The sequence below is a fragment of the Bailinhaonella thermotolerans genome (genome assembly GCF_003594875.1).
In the GTDB taxonomy this organism is placed as follows: Bacteria; Actinomycetota; Actinomycetes; order Streptosporangiales; family Streptosporangiaceae; genus Bailinhaonella; species Bailinhaonella thermotolerans.
Map to the genome: position 1 here is coordinate 651,448 of NZ_QZEY01000003.1, position 15,300 is coordinate 666,747.

13 protein-coding genes and 2 tRNA genes are annotated in these 15,300 nt (G+C 73.4%); 9 read left to right on the forward strand and 6 right to left on the reverse strand.

Annotated features, from left to right (window positions below; translation table 11 throughout):
- Nucleotides 1-50 precede the first annotated feature (50 nt).
- A complete protein-coding gene (locus D5H75_RS12155) occupies nucleotides 51-1,133 on the reverse strand; it encodes a ThiF family adenylyltransferase (protein WP_119926473.1) in 1,083 nt (360 codons plus the stop codon).
- A gap of 142 nt (nucleotides 1,134-1,275) precedes the next feature.
- Here D5H75_RS12155 and D5H75_RS12160 point away from each other — a divergent pair, with 142 nt between their 5' ends.
- From D5H75_RS12160 to D5H75_RS12170, 3 genes are all read left to right on the forward strand, one after another.
- Nucleotides 1,276-2,061, forward strand: coding sequence for an enoyl-CoA hydratase/isomerase family protein (locus D5H75_RS12160; RefSeq protein ID WP_119926474.1), 786 nt, complete (start codon nucleotides 1,276-1,278; stop codon nucleotides 2,059-2,061).
- Nucleotides 2,062-2,235: 174 nt separating this feature from the next.
- On the forward strand, nucleotides 2,236-2,748 hold the full coding sequence (locus tag D5H75_RS12165; protein ID WP_119926475.1) for a M48 metallopeptidase family protein: 513 nt from the start codon (nucleotides 2,236-2,238) through the stop codon (nucleotides 2,746-2,748).
- Nucleotides 2,745-3,356, forward strand: a complete 612-nt coding sequence (locus tag D5H75_RS12170) for a DUF2064 domain-containing protein (RefSeq protein ID WP_242454165.1) — start codon at nucleotides 2,745-2,747, stop codon at nucleotides 3,354-3,356. Before D5H75_RS12165 ends, D5H75_RS12170 begins: the two co-directional genes overlap by 4 nt.
- 257 nt (nucleotides 3,357-3,613) lie before the next feature.
- Here the strand turns inward: D5H75_RS12170 and D5H75_RS12175 are convergent, their stop codons facing one another.
- The 4 genes from D5H75_RS12175 to D5H75_RS12195 form a co-directional block, all read right to left on the reverse strand.
- Complete coding sequence (locus D5H75_RS12175; protein ID WP_119926476.1) at nucleotides 3,614-4,465, reverse strand: sensor histidine kinase; 852 nt, start codon at nucleotides 4,463-4,465, stop codon at nucleotides 3,614-3,616.
- Between the two features lie 789 nt (nucleotides 4,466-5,254).
- A complete protein-coding gene (locus tag D5H75_RS12180) occupies nucleotides 5,255-6,277 on the reverse strand; it encodes an endonuclease/exonuclease/phosphatase family protein (protein WP_242454166.1) in 1,023 nt (340 codons plus the stop codon).
- Between the two features lie 231 nt (nucleotides 6,278-6,508).
- On the reverse strand, nucleotides 6,509-7,063 hold the full coding sequence (locus D5H75_RS12190) for an NUDIX hydrolase (protein ID WP_242454167.1): 555 nt from the start codon (nucleotides 7,061-7,063) through the stop codon (nucleotides 6,509-6,511).
- 10 nt (nucleotides 7,064-7,073) lie between these two features.
- Nucleotides 7,074-8,336 (reverse strand): zinc-dependent metalloprotease, encoded by a 1,263-nt coding sequence (locus D5H75_RS12195; RefSeq protein WP_119926478.1) that lies wholly within the window; start codon nucleotides 8,334-8,336, stop codon nucleotides 7,074-7,076.
- Nucleotides 8,337-8,354: 18 nt separating this feature from the next.
- On the opposite strand from D5H75_RS12195, the gene D5H75_RS12200 reads away from it, so the two are divergent.
- From D5H75_RS12200 to D5H75_RS40860, 6 genes are all read left to right on the forward strand, one after another.
- Complete coding sequence (locus tag D5H75_RS12200; RefSeq protein WP_119926479.1) at nucleotides 8,355-9,476, forward strand: NAD-dependent epimerase/dehydratase family protein; 1,122 nt, start codon at nucleotides 8,355-8,357, stop codon at nucleotides 9,474-9,476.
- A gap of 311 nt (nucleotides 9,477-9,787) precedes the next feature.
- Nucleotides 9,788-10,213: a molybdenum cofactor biosynthesis protein MoaE gene (locus D5H75_RS12205; RefSeq protein ID WP_119926480.1), complete on the forward strand. Its 426-nt coding sequence runs from the start codon at nucleotides 9,788-9,790 to the stop codon at nucleotides 10,211-10,213.
- A gap of 23 nt (nucleotides 10,214-10,236) precedes the next feature.
- Nucleotides 10,237-11,292: a YlbL family protein gene (locus tag D5H75_RS12210; RefSeq protein ID WP_119926481.1), complete on the forward strand. Its 1,056-nt coding sequence runs from the start codon at nucleotides 10,237-10,239 to the stop codon at nucleotides 11,290-11,292.
- 238 nt (nucleotides 11,293-11,530) lie between these two features.
- On the forward strand, nucleotides 11,531-14,464 hold the full coding sequence (locus tag D5H75_RS12215; protein ID WP_242454168.1) for a UPF0182 family membrane protein: 2,934 nt from the start codon (nucleotides 11,531-11,533) through the stop codon (nucleotides 14,462-14,464).
- Between the two features lie 115 nt (nucleotides 14,465-14,579).
- Nucleotides 14,580-14,656, forward strand: a tRNA-Met gene (locus tag D5H75_RS12220).
- Nucleotides 14,657-14,941: 285 nt separating this feature from the next.
- Nucleotides 14,942-15,169, forward strand: coding sequence for a hypothetical protein (locus D5H75_RS40860; RefSeq protein ID WP_147425127.1), 228 nt, complete (start codon nucleotides 14,942-14,944; stop codon nucleotides 15,167-15,169).
- Nucleotides 15,170-15,217: 48 nt separating this feature from the next.
- On the opposite strand, the gene D5H75_RS12225 is transcribed toward D5H75_RS40860, so the two are convergent.
- A tRNA-Met gene (locus tag D5H75_RS12225) sits at nucleotides 15,218-15,294 on the reverse strand.
- Between the last annotated feature and the right edge of the window lie 6 nt (nucleotides 15,295-15,300).

The window sequence follows — 15,300 nt, forward strand, 5'->3', positions numbered from 1 at the left end:
AAGGGCTGCCAGCTTTGCGGACCGCGTTACGGCGCGGCGGGGGAGGTCACTCACGCAACCATTGTTAGCGATCGTGGGTCGTTTCGACTACAACCACATTGCGGGTGGCTCGACCACGAGCGTCTTCTCCAGCGCCAATCAGGCATTACGTCTACTGTTGCGTTCATCACAGTGGGCCGCTCCCCGTCGAGGAACGCGAGCGCCTGGCCTGCGGAGAGGCCCGCCGTCGCCGCCGCCAGGGCCGCGCCGGACACCCCCTCCCCGGGCGGGTGCCCGCCGATCCGCGCCGCCACCTCCGCCCACGCCGGGTCGCGGTCGCGCCGGATCAGGTCGAGGCATCGCAGGCACGCCGTCTCGCCGGGCACGACCAGGGGCCCCACAGTGGCGTGGTCCTCCAGCGCGGTCACCACCAGGTGCGGGGCGCCGCCGGACATGAGCGACCGCACCCGCGCCGGGTCGAGCGGGGTGACCGGGCACACGATCGCCAGGTCCGGCCGGGGTCCGTCGCCGGGGCCGGCCGCGCCGTCGCCGCTCCAGGCGTTGATCCCCGGCATCGCCTCGCGGGCGAGCGCCACCGCGGCGTCCTCCCTCGGCCGGCCGAGCTGATCCCAGCGCAGCCCGCCTGGGGTTACGTCGAGCATGGTCACGGGCGAGGGGTCCACCACGCACAGATGCCCGACGCCGGCCGCCGCCAGCAGCGCCGCGATCTGCGCGCCCACCCGCCCGGCGCCGTGGACCCGCACGTGGGCGGCCCGCCTGCGGGCCAGCGTCAGCATGCCGCCGTCGGTCACCCCGGGCCGGGAGGCGATCGCGTCGATCTCCATGCGCAGCCGGTCCCGCTCCCCGGGCAGGCAGGCCCGCAGCGGGTCGGCGGGGGCCGACGCGTCCTCCAGCACGCCGCCCTCCGTCAGGAACTCCACCAGCCGGCGCACCGTGGCCTCCTCGACGCCCAGCTCCGCCGCCTGCTCGATCACCTGCCCGAGATCCAGCGTGCCGTCCAGGTGGCCCAGCAACTCCATCAGCGGCTCTTCGAGGTCGCCGATCACGACGGCCCTCGCCGGGTGCAGCCCGAACTGCACCGCCCGCCGGCCCCGGCGCACCCGCCGCAGGGCCGTCTTCAGTCGTGGTCGCATGCCCCGACCATGCCACCGATCCGTTCCGTCCCGGGGCCGATTCCCGCCGCCTGTGGACAACCGCCCTGTGGACGACCGCGTCCGTCCACAGGCGGCCCGGGGCCCGCCCGCCGCCGCGCGATGGAGGGTTACTCTGCGGCGCATGGACGAACTGTTGATCGAGCGGCGGCCGGACGGCGTCGTCGTCCTCACGCTCAACGTGCCCGACCGGCGCAACGCGATGACCGACGAGCTGACCGGGGCGTGGCGGGAGGCGATGGCGGACCTGGCCGCCGACCGCGAGGCGCGGTGCGTGGTGGTGACGGGCGCGGGGAGCGCGTTCTGCTCCGGGGGCGACCTGGGGTGGATCGCCGAGGGGAACACCCGGACGGTCCCCGAGCTGCGCGACCGCATGCTCGGCTTCTACCGGACGTGGCTGGCGATCGGGGAGCTGGAGATGCCGACGATCGCGGCGATCAACGGCGCCGCCGTGGGCGCGGGCCTGTGCTTCGCGCTCGCGTGCGACCTGCTCTACGCCGCCGACGACGCCAAGCTGCTCGTGCCGTTCACCTCGCTCGGCATCCACCCGGGGATGGCGGCCACCCACCTGCTGCCCAAGGCCGCGGGCATCGGCGTGGCACGCGAGATGCTGCTCACCGGCCGCACGGTGACCGGCGCGGAGGCGGCGGCGCTCGGGCTGGTCAACCGCGCGTTCCCCAAGGACCGCGTGCTGGCCGAGGCGCTGGAGGTCGCCTCCCGGATCGCGGCCAAGGGTCCCGTCGCCACGCGGCTGACCAAGGTCGCGCTCGCCGGCGGCGGTCACCCCACCCTCGACGCCGCCCTCCGCTGGGAGTCCCTCGCCCAGCCCGTGACGATGGCCTCCGAGGACCTCGTGGAGGGCCTGGCCGCGCAACGCGAGCGCCGCGCGCCGAAATTCACCGGCCGCTGACGGGCACGGCCGGGGCGAGACGTGAAAAGGAGGAGGTGAGGGCCTTCCGGGGCGTGTGACACCTGTGGAGCACCCTGTGGACGATTCTTACCGGAGCTGGGGAAACACAGACTGACCAGCGAAGATACCGGTCACCCCCTGTGGAATTCCTGGAGTCTCGGCTACCGTTCATATGTGCCCCCCGAGACTGTCGAGGTTCGTCGCAGTCCCAGACGGCGACGAACCGTTTCCGCGTACCGCGACGGTGACAAGACCGTCGTGCTGCTGCCCGCTGGGCTGAGCCAGTCCGACGAGGACCAATGGGTGCGCCGCATGCTGGACCGGCTCGCCGCCAAGGAGCGCCGCCGCAAGCCCAGCGACGACGACCTCCTGGAGCGAGCCCGCGACATCTCGCGGCGCTACCTCGACGGGCGCGCCGAGCCCGACAGCGTGCGCTGGGTGGACAACCAGCAGCACCGCTGGGGCTCGTGCACGCCCGACCAGCGCACGATCCGGCTGTCCACCCGCCTGCGGGGCATGCCCTCCTGGGTGGTCGATTATGTGCTCATGCACGAACTCGTCCACCTCCTCGTCCCGAACCACGGCCCGAGCTTCTGGGCGCTCGTGGCCCGCTACCCCAAGGCCGAGCGCGCCCGCGGATTCCTGGAGGGCTACACCAGCGCCTCCCACCAGGAGCTGCCGCGGTGACCGAGCGCTTCGTCGCCGTCCTGGCCACCCCCGCCATGGCGGCCGCCGCGCCCCCCGGCATCGACCCCCGCGAATTCCTGCGCGCGATCACCGAGGACACCTGCGACCTGCTCTCCAACCTGGAGGGCGTCCGCCTCGCGCTGGCCACCCCGATCCCCGGCCTCGACGACCTCACCTGGCCCGGCACCCACGTCATCGACGCCGCCTCGGCCTCCGCGGCCTTCGACGCCCTCGCCGGCCTGGCGACCGCCCCCGGCGCGGAGGCGGCCGTCATCACCGCGGACGCCCCCGACCTGCCGCCCCTCCTCATAGCCAAGCTGTTCCGCGCCCTGGGCCGCGCGAAGGTCGCCTACGCCCCGGCCGACGGAGGCGGCCTCGTCGCCCTGGCCGCCCGCCTCCCCCTCCCCGGCTGGGCCGCCGGGATCGACCCCGACGCCCCCGCCGCGGGCGTCCGGCTCCGCAAGGCCGCCCCCGACCGCCCCGACGTCGCCAAGACCCCCGGCTGGCACCGCCTCCGCACCCCCGCCGACCTCCACCACCTCGACCCCGCCCTGGAAGGCTGGGACGCCACCCGGGCCCTCCTCTCCGGCCACCCCCTCCCGCGCTGACCCCCGGCGTACGGCAGGCCGCCCCGCGCCGCGATCTCGCGATCCGGCCCCTCGTCCCCCCAGGTCACACCGGGAGAGGCCGAGGCGGGACCGCGAGATCACGGCGGACGGAGGTGGCCTCGTCGCGGTGAGGACGCGGCGGCCCGGCTGCGGCGACGGGCGCCCGCCCGTGGCGTACGGCGCGGCCCGCGCTGTGATCTCGCGAGCCGGTCCCCGCGGTCCGCGGGCCGTCCGCTGGACCCCTGGTCGTCGGATGATCAGGAGGGGGGTGCGGGCGGGAACGCGATGGTCACCTGGAGGCCGCCTTGGGGGAGGGGCCGGGGGCGGAGGGCGGCGTGGTGGGCCTGGGCGATGGCCTGGACGATCGACAGGCCGAGCCCGAGGCGGTCGCCGGAGGCACGGCGGGCCGGGTCCAGGCGCTGGAACGGCTGGAGCAGGGCGGATACGCGGTCGGGCGGGATCAGGGGCCCGCCGTTGGCCACGGTCAGGATGGCCCCCGCCTGGTCCGCACGGGTCGTGATCTCGATCCAGCCGCCGGGGACGTTGTGGTGGACGGCGTTGTCGAGGAGGTTGGCGACGAGGCGGTCGAGCAGGGCGGCGTCGCCGTACACGGGAGCGGGCCGCAGGTCGGAGCGCACGCGCGGGCCGGGTTCGGGGACGCGGGCCAGGGATCTGGCCGCGAGCTCCGCCAGGTCCACGGGCTCGGGGTGCCGGACGCCCTGGTGGCCGCGGGCCAGGGTGAGGAGGGCCTCGATCAGGCGTTCCTGATGGCGGCCCGACGCCAGCAGGCGGGTCAGGACCGCGCGGAGGGAGCCGGCGGAGGCGTCCGGGTCCGCCAGGGCGACCTCGGCCATGGCCCGCTGCAGGGTCAGGGGGGTCCGCAGCTCGTGGGAGGCGTTCGCGACGAACCGGCGCTGCGCCTCGCTCCCGATGCCGTCCGCGTCATGACCCCGGCCGGCGCCCGCCGTACTCCGGCGAGGCGCCGGGCGGGCGAACGATGGCGAGATCGCGAAGCCGGGGGCGGGCTCATGCCGTACGGCTGGCGCCGGGTTCGGGTCCGGAGTCTCTGGTGTCCGCGTGGACCCCTGACGGGCAGTCCGCCCCGACATGAAGCAGCCCCGGCCCGCCTGGCTCCCCGTCGCCCCCACGCCACCCCCACCGCGCGGCCACGGGAGCCGGCCCTCACCCCCTCAACCGTCGCCGTGATCATGCAGTTTTGCGCACACCCTGTGATTAAAACTGCATGATCACGGCGAGAGGGGCACCCCCGGCGACCGTGGTGGCCGAGGAAACGGACGCGAGGGGGGCGCGCCCCGACAGGAGGTCTCCGGGGAGAACGCCCCTGGGGGAAACGCGCCTGGGGGAGACGCCCCTGGGGGAGACGCGCCTGGGGCGATGACCGGGAGGGAGCGATCCCCCCCGGGGCGGTTGGCCTCCGGAAAGGTGGCCCCAGGGGGAAATGATCCGCAGGGGCGTAGCTGGGAGGTGCCTCCGGGGAAGCTCTCCCTGGAGAGGTGGGCCTGTGGAGAGGTGGGCCTGTGGAGAGGTGGGCCTGTGGAGAGGTGACCTTCGGGTGGTGACCTGTGGGGAGGTGGCTTCCGCCGCTCCCGGGAGCGCTGAGCCGACGACCCAGGATTCCTCCCCCCGTCACAAGGGACCGCAATCTCCGCAGGGGAGCGCCGCTCCAGGGCGGGGTGGACCGCGATCATGTCCGTCGCGCCGGTCCGGGGGCCTTGGTCAGGCGGCGGGCATGTTGGGGCTGACCGGCGTGAAGAGCGCCTTCGGCTTCCGGGGGCTGGGGAGGTGGGGTGGCCGGTCGTCGCCGGGAGCTTGGGGGCCGGGTGGAGAGGGTGGGGCGTGCGGTGGGGTCAGGGCGGTGAGGGTCAGGGCGGTGAGGGTCAGGGGGGTGGGGTCAGGTGGAGGGTGGCGGTCACGGGGCGGTGGTCGGTGCCGGGGATGGTGTGGACCTCGGCGGAGGCGGTGGTGAAGTGGCGGTCGGCCAGGATGTGGTCGATCGTGAAGAGCGGGGGGAGGCGGCGGTTCGCCGGCCAGGTCGGCGTGAGGCCCTGCCCCGCGTCCCGGGCGGCGTCGCGGTAGCCGGTGGCGAGGAGGCTCCGCAGGAGGGCGTGGTCGAGCGAGGCGTTGAAGTCGCCCGCGAGGATGCGGGGCACCGCGCCGCCCGGGGCCGCGGATCCGCGTCCCGCCATCGCCGCGGGCGGGGCGGCCCTCGTGGCGGGCGGGAGGGAGCGCAGGCCGTCGGCCCAGCGCGCGCCAGGGAGCGGCGGCGCGGGGTGGACGGCGATGATGTCCACCGGGCCGGCCCCGGGGACCTCGGCGCGGGCGGCGGGCATGTTGTGGCCGACCGGAGTGAACAGCCCCTTCAGCTCCCGCAGCGGGTGCCGCGCGTAGATCGCCGAGCCGTCCGGGCCCTCCCCGGCGTGGTAGACGCGGTACGGCAGGAGCCCGCCGAGCCCGGCCGCGTCCAGGCGGGCGACGGCGTCCGGCGGGAGCTCCTGGAGGCTGAGGAAGTCGGGGCGCGACCGCCGTACGAGATCCACGAGCGCGGCGGGGTCGGCCCGGCCGAACAGGAGGTTCGCGGTCATCACGCGCACGGGCACCCCGGGCCGGGCCTCGGTCCCGAACATCCGGGGGACCACGCAGGCGGCCAGCGCGAGCGCCGCCACGACCCCGGCGATCACGGCGGCCCGGCTCCGCGCCCACACGGCTACCAGCACTCCCGCCGGGGCGAGGACCGCGGCGTACGGCGTGAACGACACGAGCACGACCAGCGGGTTACCGCGTTCGAGCCCCCCGGCGCGCAGCACCGCGAACGCCGCCACCGGCCCGACGAGGGCCCACGCGAGGAGACCCCGCGACAGCCGGGCCCGGCGCGCGGGCCGCACGGCCTCTTCGGTCAGCACACTCCGACGCTAGCCGCCGCGATGTGAAGCCCGGGTGCGCCCGCTGTGAAGATTCCGCGCGAACAGCGGACAGCAGGCAGCGGGCAGCGGGCAGCGGACAGCGGGCAGCGGACAGCGGACCGCCGGCGCCGGACGGCGGACAGTCGGCAGCCGGCAGCCGGCGACGGACAGCCGGCCACGGGCAGCGGGCGGGACGCCCCGGGAGCCCGGTGAGGGCCGGATGCCGGGCGCTCAGCGCGCGAGGCGGCCGATCCCCGCCGCGACCAGCCGGCGGAGGGCGTCGTCGGTCGGCTCGGGCAGCGCGTCCACCGGGAACCACCGCAGGTCCAGCGACTCGTCACTGATCACCGGCTCCGAACCGGGCGGGGCGACCGCGGCGTACTGCACGTCCAGGTGCCACGAGCCGCCGTGACAGCCGACCCGGTGCCGGTCCACGGCCACCGGGCCGCCCGGCAGCAGGGTCAGCCCGTGGATGCCCGACTCCTCGGTGGCCTCGCGCAGCGCCGCCCGCTCCAGCGTGGTGTCCCCGGGCTCGCAGTGCCCGCCCATCTGGAGCCACTTCTTCACGATCCCGTGCAGCGTGAGCAGCACGCGGGACCCGTCGTGGGAGAACACCGCCGCGCTCGCCGTCAGGTGCCCGGGCACGCACGACCGCCACATGGCGTCCTCGTGCGCGGCCAGGTGGCCGAGGAAGTCCCGGCGCACGGCGTCCTGCTCCTCGGACGGGGCCGTCCAGGCGGAGAGCACGGCCGTGGCGTCGTCGCGGAGGCTGAGCGCGATCGTCACTTGCCGCCCATCACTTGTCGTCGTCCAGCGCGGAGATGTCCCAGTCGCCGCCGCCGCGGCGTACGAACGCCTCGGGGTCGTCCAGGTCCTCGGAGGTCGGCATCAGGTCCGGGTGGCCCCACAGGGCGTCGCGGCCCTCGACGCCGCGGTCGGCCTTGACGGCGTTCCACAGCGCCGCGGCCTCGCGCAGCCGGCGCGGGCGCAGCTCCAGCCCGACCAGGGTCTCGAAGGTGCGCTCGGCCGGACCGCCCGACGCCCGGCGCCTGCGCACGGTCTCGGCGAGAGCCCCCGCGGAGGGCAGCCGACCCTCGGCGGCGTCGTCCACGACGGTCGCGACCCAGCCCTCGACCAGCGCGAGCGCGGTCTCCAGGCGGGCGAGCGCGGCCTTCTGGCGCTCGGTCTCCTCGGGCTTGAGGAGGGCGCCGCTCGACAGCGCCTCCTGGATCTGCTCCGGGTTGGACAGGTCCATGCCCGCGAACGCCTGCTCCAGGCCCGACAGGTCCACGGTGATGCCCCTGGCGTACTCCTCGACCGCGCCGAGCAGGTGCGACCGGAGCCACGGGACGTGCTGGAACAGCCGGTGGTGGGCGGCCTCGCGCAGCGCCAGGTAGAGCCGGATCTCCTCCTCGGGGATCTCCAGGCCCTCGCCGAAGCGCTTGACGCCCGAGGGCACGAGCGCGGGGTTGGTCGTCAGCGGGAGGCCGATGTCGGTGCTGCCCACGACCTCGCGGGCCAGCTCGCCGAGGGCCTGGCCGATCTGGCCGCCGACCATCATGCTGCCCATCTGGCGCACCATGCCGAGCAGCGACCCGGCCATGGCCTGCACCTCGGAGGGCAGGTCCTGGCCCATGGCCGACCCCATCGTGTCCACCATGCGCGCGGCGACCGGGTCGCAGAGCTGCCGCCACACCGGGACGGTCTTCTCGATCCACTCGGACCGGCTCCACGCCTCGGGGGCGGAGGTGGCCGCGGGCAGCTCGGTGGCGGCGTCCAGCCACAGGTCGGCCAGGCGCAGCGACTCGACCGTGGAACGCTTCTCGGCGTCGGTCAGGCTGGGATCGCCCTCGGCGGACACCGCGTGGCGGGCGAGGTTCTTGGCCATCTCCCAGTTGACCGGCCCCTGTGCCTCACCGCTCTTGGCGGCCTGCGCCTGCGCCGACAGCATGTCGGCGAACTGCCGCATCGCCGCGGCCATCTGCTCGGGATTCCCGAACAGGCCGAAAGGGTCGTTCGGGTCGTTCGGGTTCGGGCCCGTGGGCTCATTGCCAGTCATCGCTCGACCTCAGGCAGGATGGAGTGCACAACCGCCACGTTATCCGCCATAGAGCTAAGTGGGTGCAGGGTGACCACCGCAAAACGCCGCCGAGGACCAGTCGTCGCCGTCACGGGCGCCGCCTCCGGGGTCGGTCGCGCGTTCGTCGCACGCGCCGCCGAATCGGGACTTTTCCGCAGGGTAGTGGCCATTGACGAGCAACGCGGGGACGTCTCGGACGTGACCTGGCGCGTGCTCGACATCCGGGATCCGCTCTTGGCGAACCGCATCTCCGACATCGACGTGCTCGTCCACCTCGCGTTCGACGGATCGCTGGACGCGCCGTCCAAGGAGCGCCGCGCGTTCAACCTGCGCTGCGCCCAGACCGTGCTGACCGCGAGCGCCGCCGCCCGGGTCAAGCGCGTCGTGCTCGTGACGTCCGCGATGGTGTACGGCGCGGACGCCGAGAACCCCGTCCCGCTCCCCGAGGACTCCCCGGTCGCCGCCGAGCCGGACTCCGGGGTCGTGGGCGACTACCTGGAGATCGAGTCCCTGGCCCGCCGTTCCCTGCGGTCCCACCCCGGGCTGTCGCTGACCGTCCTGCGCCCCGCCGCGCTCGTGGGCCCCGGTGTGGACACCGTGGTCACCCGCCACTTCGAGGCCCCCCGCCTCCTGGTGGTCAAGGGCTCGCTCCCCTCCTGGCAGTTCTGCCACGTGGACGACCTGGTCAGCGCCCTGCAGCTCGCCGCCCTCGGCGAGGTCACCGGCGTGGTCGCGGTCGGCTCCGAGGGCTGGCTCACCCAGGAACAGGTCGAGGAGACCTCCGGCCTGCGCCGCTTCGAGCTCCCCGCGGGCCTGACGTTCGGCACCGCCCAGCGCCTGCACCGGCTGGGTGTGACCCCGGCCCCGGCGACCGACCTCCACTACGTCGTCTACCCGTGGGTCGTGGACCCCGCGACCCTCCGCGCGGCCGGCTGGAAGCCCGCCTGGACCAACGAGGCCGCCCTGTCCGAGCTGCTGGCCCTCCGCGAGGGCAAGCACGCCCTGGTCGGCCGCCGCGTCTCCGGCAAGGACGCCACCCTGACCGCCGCCGGCGCCACCGTCGCCGTGATCGGCACCGCCGCCATCGTCAGGCGCGCCCGCCGCCGTCGCCGCCGCTGACCGCCCGCCCCCGCTGCCTGCCGACGCCGACCGCCCGCCGCCGCTGCCCCCGCCGGCTCCGCTGCCCCCCGGCTCCGCTGCCCCCCGGCTCCGCCGGCCGTCCGGCTCCGCAAGCCCGTCCGGCGGTACGGCGTGTGCCCCCGCCCGCGCTCACGCCGTACGGCCGGAGCCAGGCCGGACCGTCGCCCCGGCACGCGACGCGCCCCCGGCCGGCGAAGCCGGGCGGGAAGGGGCGGCGCGGGAGGCCCGGCCGCCCGGGAGTGACGGGGAGGGGCTTCGGGCGGGGAAGGGGGAGGGGGTACCTTCGGGGGGTGGACGTCATCCGGCTTCTGGGGATCCGCGACACGCCGTTGTCGCTCGATGAGGTGTTCGCGGCGGTCGGGGACCACCACGCGGGCGGGACCACCCTCTTCGTGGGGACCGTCCGGGACCACGATCACGGGAAGAGCGTCACCCGGCTCTCCTACTCGGCGCACCCCTCGGCGGAGGCCGAGCTGCGGCGGGTGGCGGAGAAGGTGGCCTCCGACTACCCGGTGTCGGCGCTCGCGGCCGTCCACCGCGTGGGCGACCTGGAGCTGGGCGACCTCGCGGTGATCGTCGCGGTGGCCTGCCCGCACCGGGGGGAGGCGTTCGAGGCGTCGCGGCGGCTGATCGACGATCTCAAGCGCGAGGTGCCGATCTGGAAGCACCAGCTCTTCGCCGACGGCTCGGCGGAGTGGGTCGGCGCCTGTGAGTGAGCGCAGCGCATAGGCTTCGATCCATGTCCCGAAGAGCGCTGACGCTGATGGTGGCGGCCTTCCTCGTACTGGCCCTGGGGGTCGCCGGCGCGTTCCTGCCCGTGCCGTACGTCGTGCTGCGTCCCGGACCGACCGAGAACACCCTCGGCTCGATCAAGGGCACGCCGCTGATCAGCATCAGCGGCCGGCAGACCTATCCGACCGACGGGAAGCTCACCCTGGTCACCGTGACGTACCAGGGCGGTCCGGGCAGCCGCGTGGACCTGTTCACGGCGCTGCGGGGCTGGCTCGACTCCAAGGAGGCCGTGGTGCCGGAAGAGACGATCTTCCCGCGCGCCCGGAGCGTCAAGGAGGTCGAGGACATGAACTTCCGGGAGATGAGCACCTCCCAGCAGACCGCCACCGCCGCGGCGCTCAAGGAGCTCAAGATCCCGATCTCGACGGTCGTCAAGGTCTCCTCCACCCAGAAGGGCCGCCCCGCGCACGACGTGCTCAAGCCCGGCGACGAGATCGTGCGGGTGGACGGCCGCCCCGCCGGCGACGTGGACGCGATCGCCAAGGCCGTACGCTCGCACAAGCCCGGCGAGCCGGTGCGCTTCCAGGTCAGGCGCGGCGGGAAGACGCAGGACCTCACGCTCGCCACGGCCAAGGGCGCCAACGGCGAGTCGGTCGTCGGCGTGGTGATGGGCACGGAGTTCAAGTTCCCGTTCGACGTCAAGATCTCCGTCGGCGACGTCGGCGGGCCCAGCGCCGGGCTGATCTTCTCGCTCGGGATCATCGACAAGCTCACGCCCGGCTCCCTCACCGGCGGGAAGTCGATCGCGGGCACCGGCACGATCGACGAGGACGGCAAGGTCGGCCCGATCGGCGGCATCCAGCAGAAGATGGTCGGCGCCCGCCGCGCCGGCGCCACGATCTTCCTCACCCCCGCGGGGAACTGCGCGGACGCGGTGAAGGCCAAGCCCGACGGGCTCCGCCTGGTGAAGGTGGAAACCCTGCACGACGCGCTGACCTCGGTCGAGTCGCTGCGCGAGGGCGGCGACGCCCCCTCCTGCCCGGCCGGAAAGTCCGCCCGCTGACCTCGGGTGAGCCCGGCGAGTCGCCCCTCGCCGGGCCCGGCGGGCCCCTGCCGCGAAGCCCCGGCGCGCCCCTTCGCTGATCACCGCCGGGACGCGCCGCCGATCGCCACGGGCGAATCGGGAACGGCGCGGATCTCCCGAACGTCACTGCGGGTGTAGGTTTTCAGTCACATACCGTCGCTGATGACGAGGGGGAGGCGTGAGCTTCCGGACCCCCGGAGCGGGACGTTCCGCGCGCATGGCGCGGCGCCCGCGTTTGCTGATTCCCGTGGCGATCGCGCTCGTCGCGGTCGTCGCGCTGTTCTTCGTGTTCGCCGGCATCTGGACCGACTGGCTGTGGTTCGAGTCGGTGAACTTCTCGTCGGTGTTCTCCACGATGCTGCTGACCCAGGCGACGTTGTTCGTGCTGGGCGCGCTGCTGATGGTGGGGATCGTCGGCGGGAACATGCTGCTGGCCTACCGGCTGCGGCCCATGTTCGCGATGTCGATGTTCGGCGGCCAGCAGGGCGTCGAACGCTACCGGCTGGCCGTGGACCCGCACCGCAAGCTGATCTTCCTGATCGCGATGGGCGTGCTGGCGCTGTTCACCGGCTCGTCCACGAGCGGGCAGTGGAAGACCTGGCTGCAGTTCGTCAACCGCACCCCCTTCGGGGAGAAGGACGCGCAGTTCGGGCTGGACGTGTCGTTCTTCGCGTTCACCTACCCGTTCATCCGCCTGGTCCTGGGCTTCCTGTTCGCGGCCGTGGTGCTGGCCGCGATCGCCGCGACGGTCGTGCACTACCTCTACGGCGGTTTCCGGCTGCAGAGCCCGGGCGGCCTGCGCGCCACCCGCGGCGCCCGCGCCCACCTGGCCGTCCTGCTGGGCGTCTTCGTGCTGCTCAAGGGCGTGGCCTACTGGGTGGACCGGTACGGCCTGGCGTTCTCCGACCGGGGCTTCGTCGAGGGGCCTTCGTACACCGACATCACGGCGGTCCTGCCGGCCAAGGCGATCCTCGCGAGCATCGCGGTCATCTGCGCGGCGCTGTTCTTCGCGGCGGTCGTACGGCCCGGCGGCATGCTCCCCGGCGTCGGCTTCGGCCTCCTGGTCCTGTCGGCCATCCTGATCGGTGGCGTCTACCCGGCCCTCGTCGAGCAGTTCCAGGTCAAGCCGAACCAGCAGGGCAAGGAGGCGCCGTACATCGCCAAGAACATCCAGGCGACCCGCAAGGCGTACGGCGTGGACAAGGCCGAGGTGACCAACTACGACGCCAAGATCACGGCGTCGTCCCAGGAACTGGCGAACGAGGCCGCGACGATCTCCGGCGTGCGCCTGCTCGACCCGGCCCTGCTCGCGCGGACCTACCAGCAGCTCCAGCAGATCCGGGGCTTCTACCAGTTCCCCGACCAGCTCGACATCGACCGCTACCCGGACGCCACCGGCGCGATCCGCGACACCGTGGTGGCCGTGCGCGAGATCAGCGGGCCGCCCGCCCAGCAGGACAACTGGATCAACCGCCACCTGGTCTACACGCACGGATACGGCTTCGTGGCCGCGCCGGGCAACAAGGTGGACCAGTACGGCCTGCCCGCCTTCGAGGCCGGGGACATGCCGCCGACCGGCGATCTCGTCAAGCAGACGGGCCTGAAGGAGCCGCGCGTCTACTTCGGCGAGAACTCCCCGGTCTACTCCATCGTGGGCGGGCCCAAGGGTGGCAAGAGCATCGAGCTCGACTACCCCGAGACCGGGGGCAGCGGCCAGCAGAACACCACCTACGCCGGCAACGGCGGCGTCCCGATGGGGTCGTTCTTCAACCGGCTGCTGTTCGCCGCCAAGTTCGGCGAGAAGAACCTGCTGCTCTCGGGCGACATCAACGAGAAGTCGCAGATCCTCTACACCCGCAACCCGCGTGAGCGCATCAACAAGGTCGCGCCGTTCCTGACCCTGGACGGCGACCCGTACCCCGCGATCGTGGGCGGGCGCATCGTGTGGATCGTGGACGGTTACACGACCTCCGACGGTTACCCGTACTCCCAGAGTCGCAGCCTGCAGGACGCGACCCGCGACACCGCCACGGAGACCGGCGGCCTGGCCCGCCAGCCGAGGGACCGGATCAACTACATCCGCAACTCGGTGAAGGCCACCGTGGACGCCTACAACGGCACGGTGACGCTCTACGAGTGGGGCAAGAAGGACCCGGTCCTGCAGACGTGGATGAAGGCGTTCCCCGGCGTGGTCAAGCCGGAGTCGGCCATCTCGCCGGAGCTGCGCCAGCATCTGCGCTACCCGAACGACCTGTTCAAGGTGCAGCGCGACGTGCTGTCGAAGTACCACGTGACCGACCCGGACGCGTTCTACGGCGGGCAGGACTTCTGGAACATCCCGAACGACCCGACCGAGCGCGGGAACATGCGGCAGCCTCCGTACTACCTGTCGCTCAAGATGCCCGGCGACAGCGCCCCGTCGTTCTCGCTGACCACGGCGTTCGTGCCGCAGAAGCGCCCGAACATGGCGGCGTTCATGGCGGTCGACGCGACGCCGGGGGCGTCGTACGGCAGGCTGCGGATCCTGCAGCTCCCGGGCAACACGGCGATACAGGGACCGGGCCAGGCGCAGAACACGATCAACGCGGACCCGAAGGTGTCCACGGAGCTCAACCTGCTGCGCGGCAGCCCGGGCACGAACAGCGCCACCCAGGTGCTGAACGGCAACCTGCTGACGCTCCCCTTCGGCAACGGCCTGCTGTACGTCCAGCCGGTCTACGTCCAGGCGGCGCCGAGGGAGGGGCAGGAGCCGTACCCGATCCTGAAGAAGGTCGCCCTGATGTTCGGCAACAAGGTCGGCTTCGGCGACACGCTGGGCGACGCGCTCAAGCAGGTCTTCGGCGACGCGCCGGTCACGCCCGAGGGGGACCGGCCGCCGCCGGGGCAGCAGCAGCCGGGCGAGACGAGCACCCTGACACCGGGTGTCCTCAGCGCCATCGAGGCCGCCCAGAAGGCGTTCCAGGCCGGTGAGGACGCGCTCGCCAAGAAGGACCTGGCGGGCTACGCCAAGGCCCAGGCCGACCTCAAGGCCGCCCTCAAGCGGCTGGAGGAGGAGCGCGACAAGGCCAGGACCCCGGCCCCGGCCTCGACCGGCACGCCGGCTCCCACACCGGCGGGCACACCCGCGCCGACACCGTCACCGAACGGCTGACGCGCCGATCACCGTGAAAGCCCGCGCCCGTGAATTCGGGCGCGGGCTTTCGCGTGGCGCGGGTAACCGATTTGCCACCGGGTCCGGCCCCGGATAGTGTTTAGACACACACCGACGCGGGGTGGAGCAGTTCGGTAGCTCGCTGGGCTCATAACCCAGAGGTCGCAGGTTCAAATCCTGCCCCCGCTACCACGTCGAAGGCCCTCCGGGATCTCCCGGAGGGCCTTTCGCATGCCGCCTGCCCGGTGCTTCCCCTATGTACGGATATCGCGCTGATTTCCGGAGGATTCCGCGCGAGGCCGGATTCTCCACCGCGGACCCGTTACATTCGCCCGCATGCCCCACCGAGACCCCCGCGATGCGGGATCCCCTCCACCGGCCCAGGCCCCCAGAGCCCGTGGAGGCCGTGGTGTGGTTCGTGCCGGTGGTGGCGTGGGAGGCGGCTCGGGGTCGTTGGCGGGGGGTTGTCCGGGGCTGGTGGGGCTGTTTCCGGTCGTCGGGGCCGACCGTCATCCGGGCGGGGCCGACCTCGCTCTTCTGGGGCGGGGGAATCTCATGGAGTGGTGCGGCCTGTCCTACCGGGCCGACGCGGCGGCCTGGGACGCGGACGTGACCGAGGGGACGGCCGAGGACGAGGAGCCGGAGGAGGATCGGCCTCGGGTCCGGCTCAACGGGAACTGGGCCGTGACCTGCCGGCGCTTCTGATCCGGGAACGCGAAAGGCCCTCCGGGAGATCCCGGAGGGCCTTCGACGTGGTAGCGGGGGCAGGATTTGAACCTGCGACCTCTGGGTTATGAGCCCAGCGAGCTACCGAACTGCTCCACCCCGCGTCGGTG

Excerpts from the sequence above, each read along its gene's own strand:
- D5H75_RS12155 (WP_119926473.1), bottom strand. The coding sequence starts at position 1,133 with ATGCGACCACGACTGAAGACGGCCCTGCGGCGGGTGCGCCGGGGCCGG.
- D5H75_RS12160 (WP_119926474.1), top strand. The coding sequence starts at position 1,276 with ATGGACGAACTGTTGATCGAGCGGCGGCCGGACGGCGTCGTCGTCCTC.
- D5H75_RS12175 (WP_119926476.1), bottom strand. The coding sequence starts at position 4,465 with ATGTCGGGGCGGACTGCCCGTCAGGGGTCCACGCGGACACCAGAGACT.
- D5H75_RS12195 (WP_119926478.1), bottom strand. The coding sequence starts at position 8,336 with ATGACTGGCAATGAGCCCACGGGCCCGAACCCGAACGACCCGAACGAC.
- D5H75_RS12200 (WP_119926479.1), top strand. The coding sequence starts at position 8,355 with ATGGAGTGCACAACCGCCACGTTATCCGCCATAGAGCTAAGTGGGTGC.
- D5H75_RS12210 (WP_119926481.1), top strand. The coding sequence starts at position 10,237 with ATGTCCCGAAGAGCGCTGACGCTGATGGTGGCGGCCTTCCTCGTACTG.
- D5H75_RS12215 (WP_242454168.1), top strand. The coding sequence starts at position 11,531 with ATGGCGCGGCGCCCGCGTTTGCTGATTCCCGTGGCGATCGCGCTCGTC.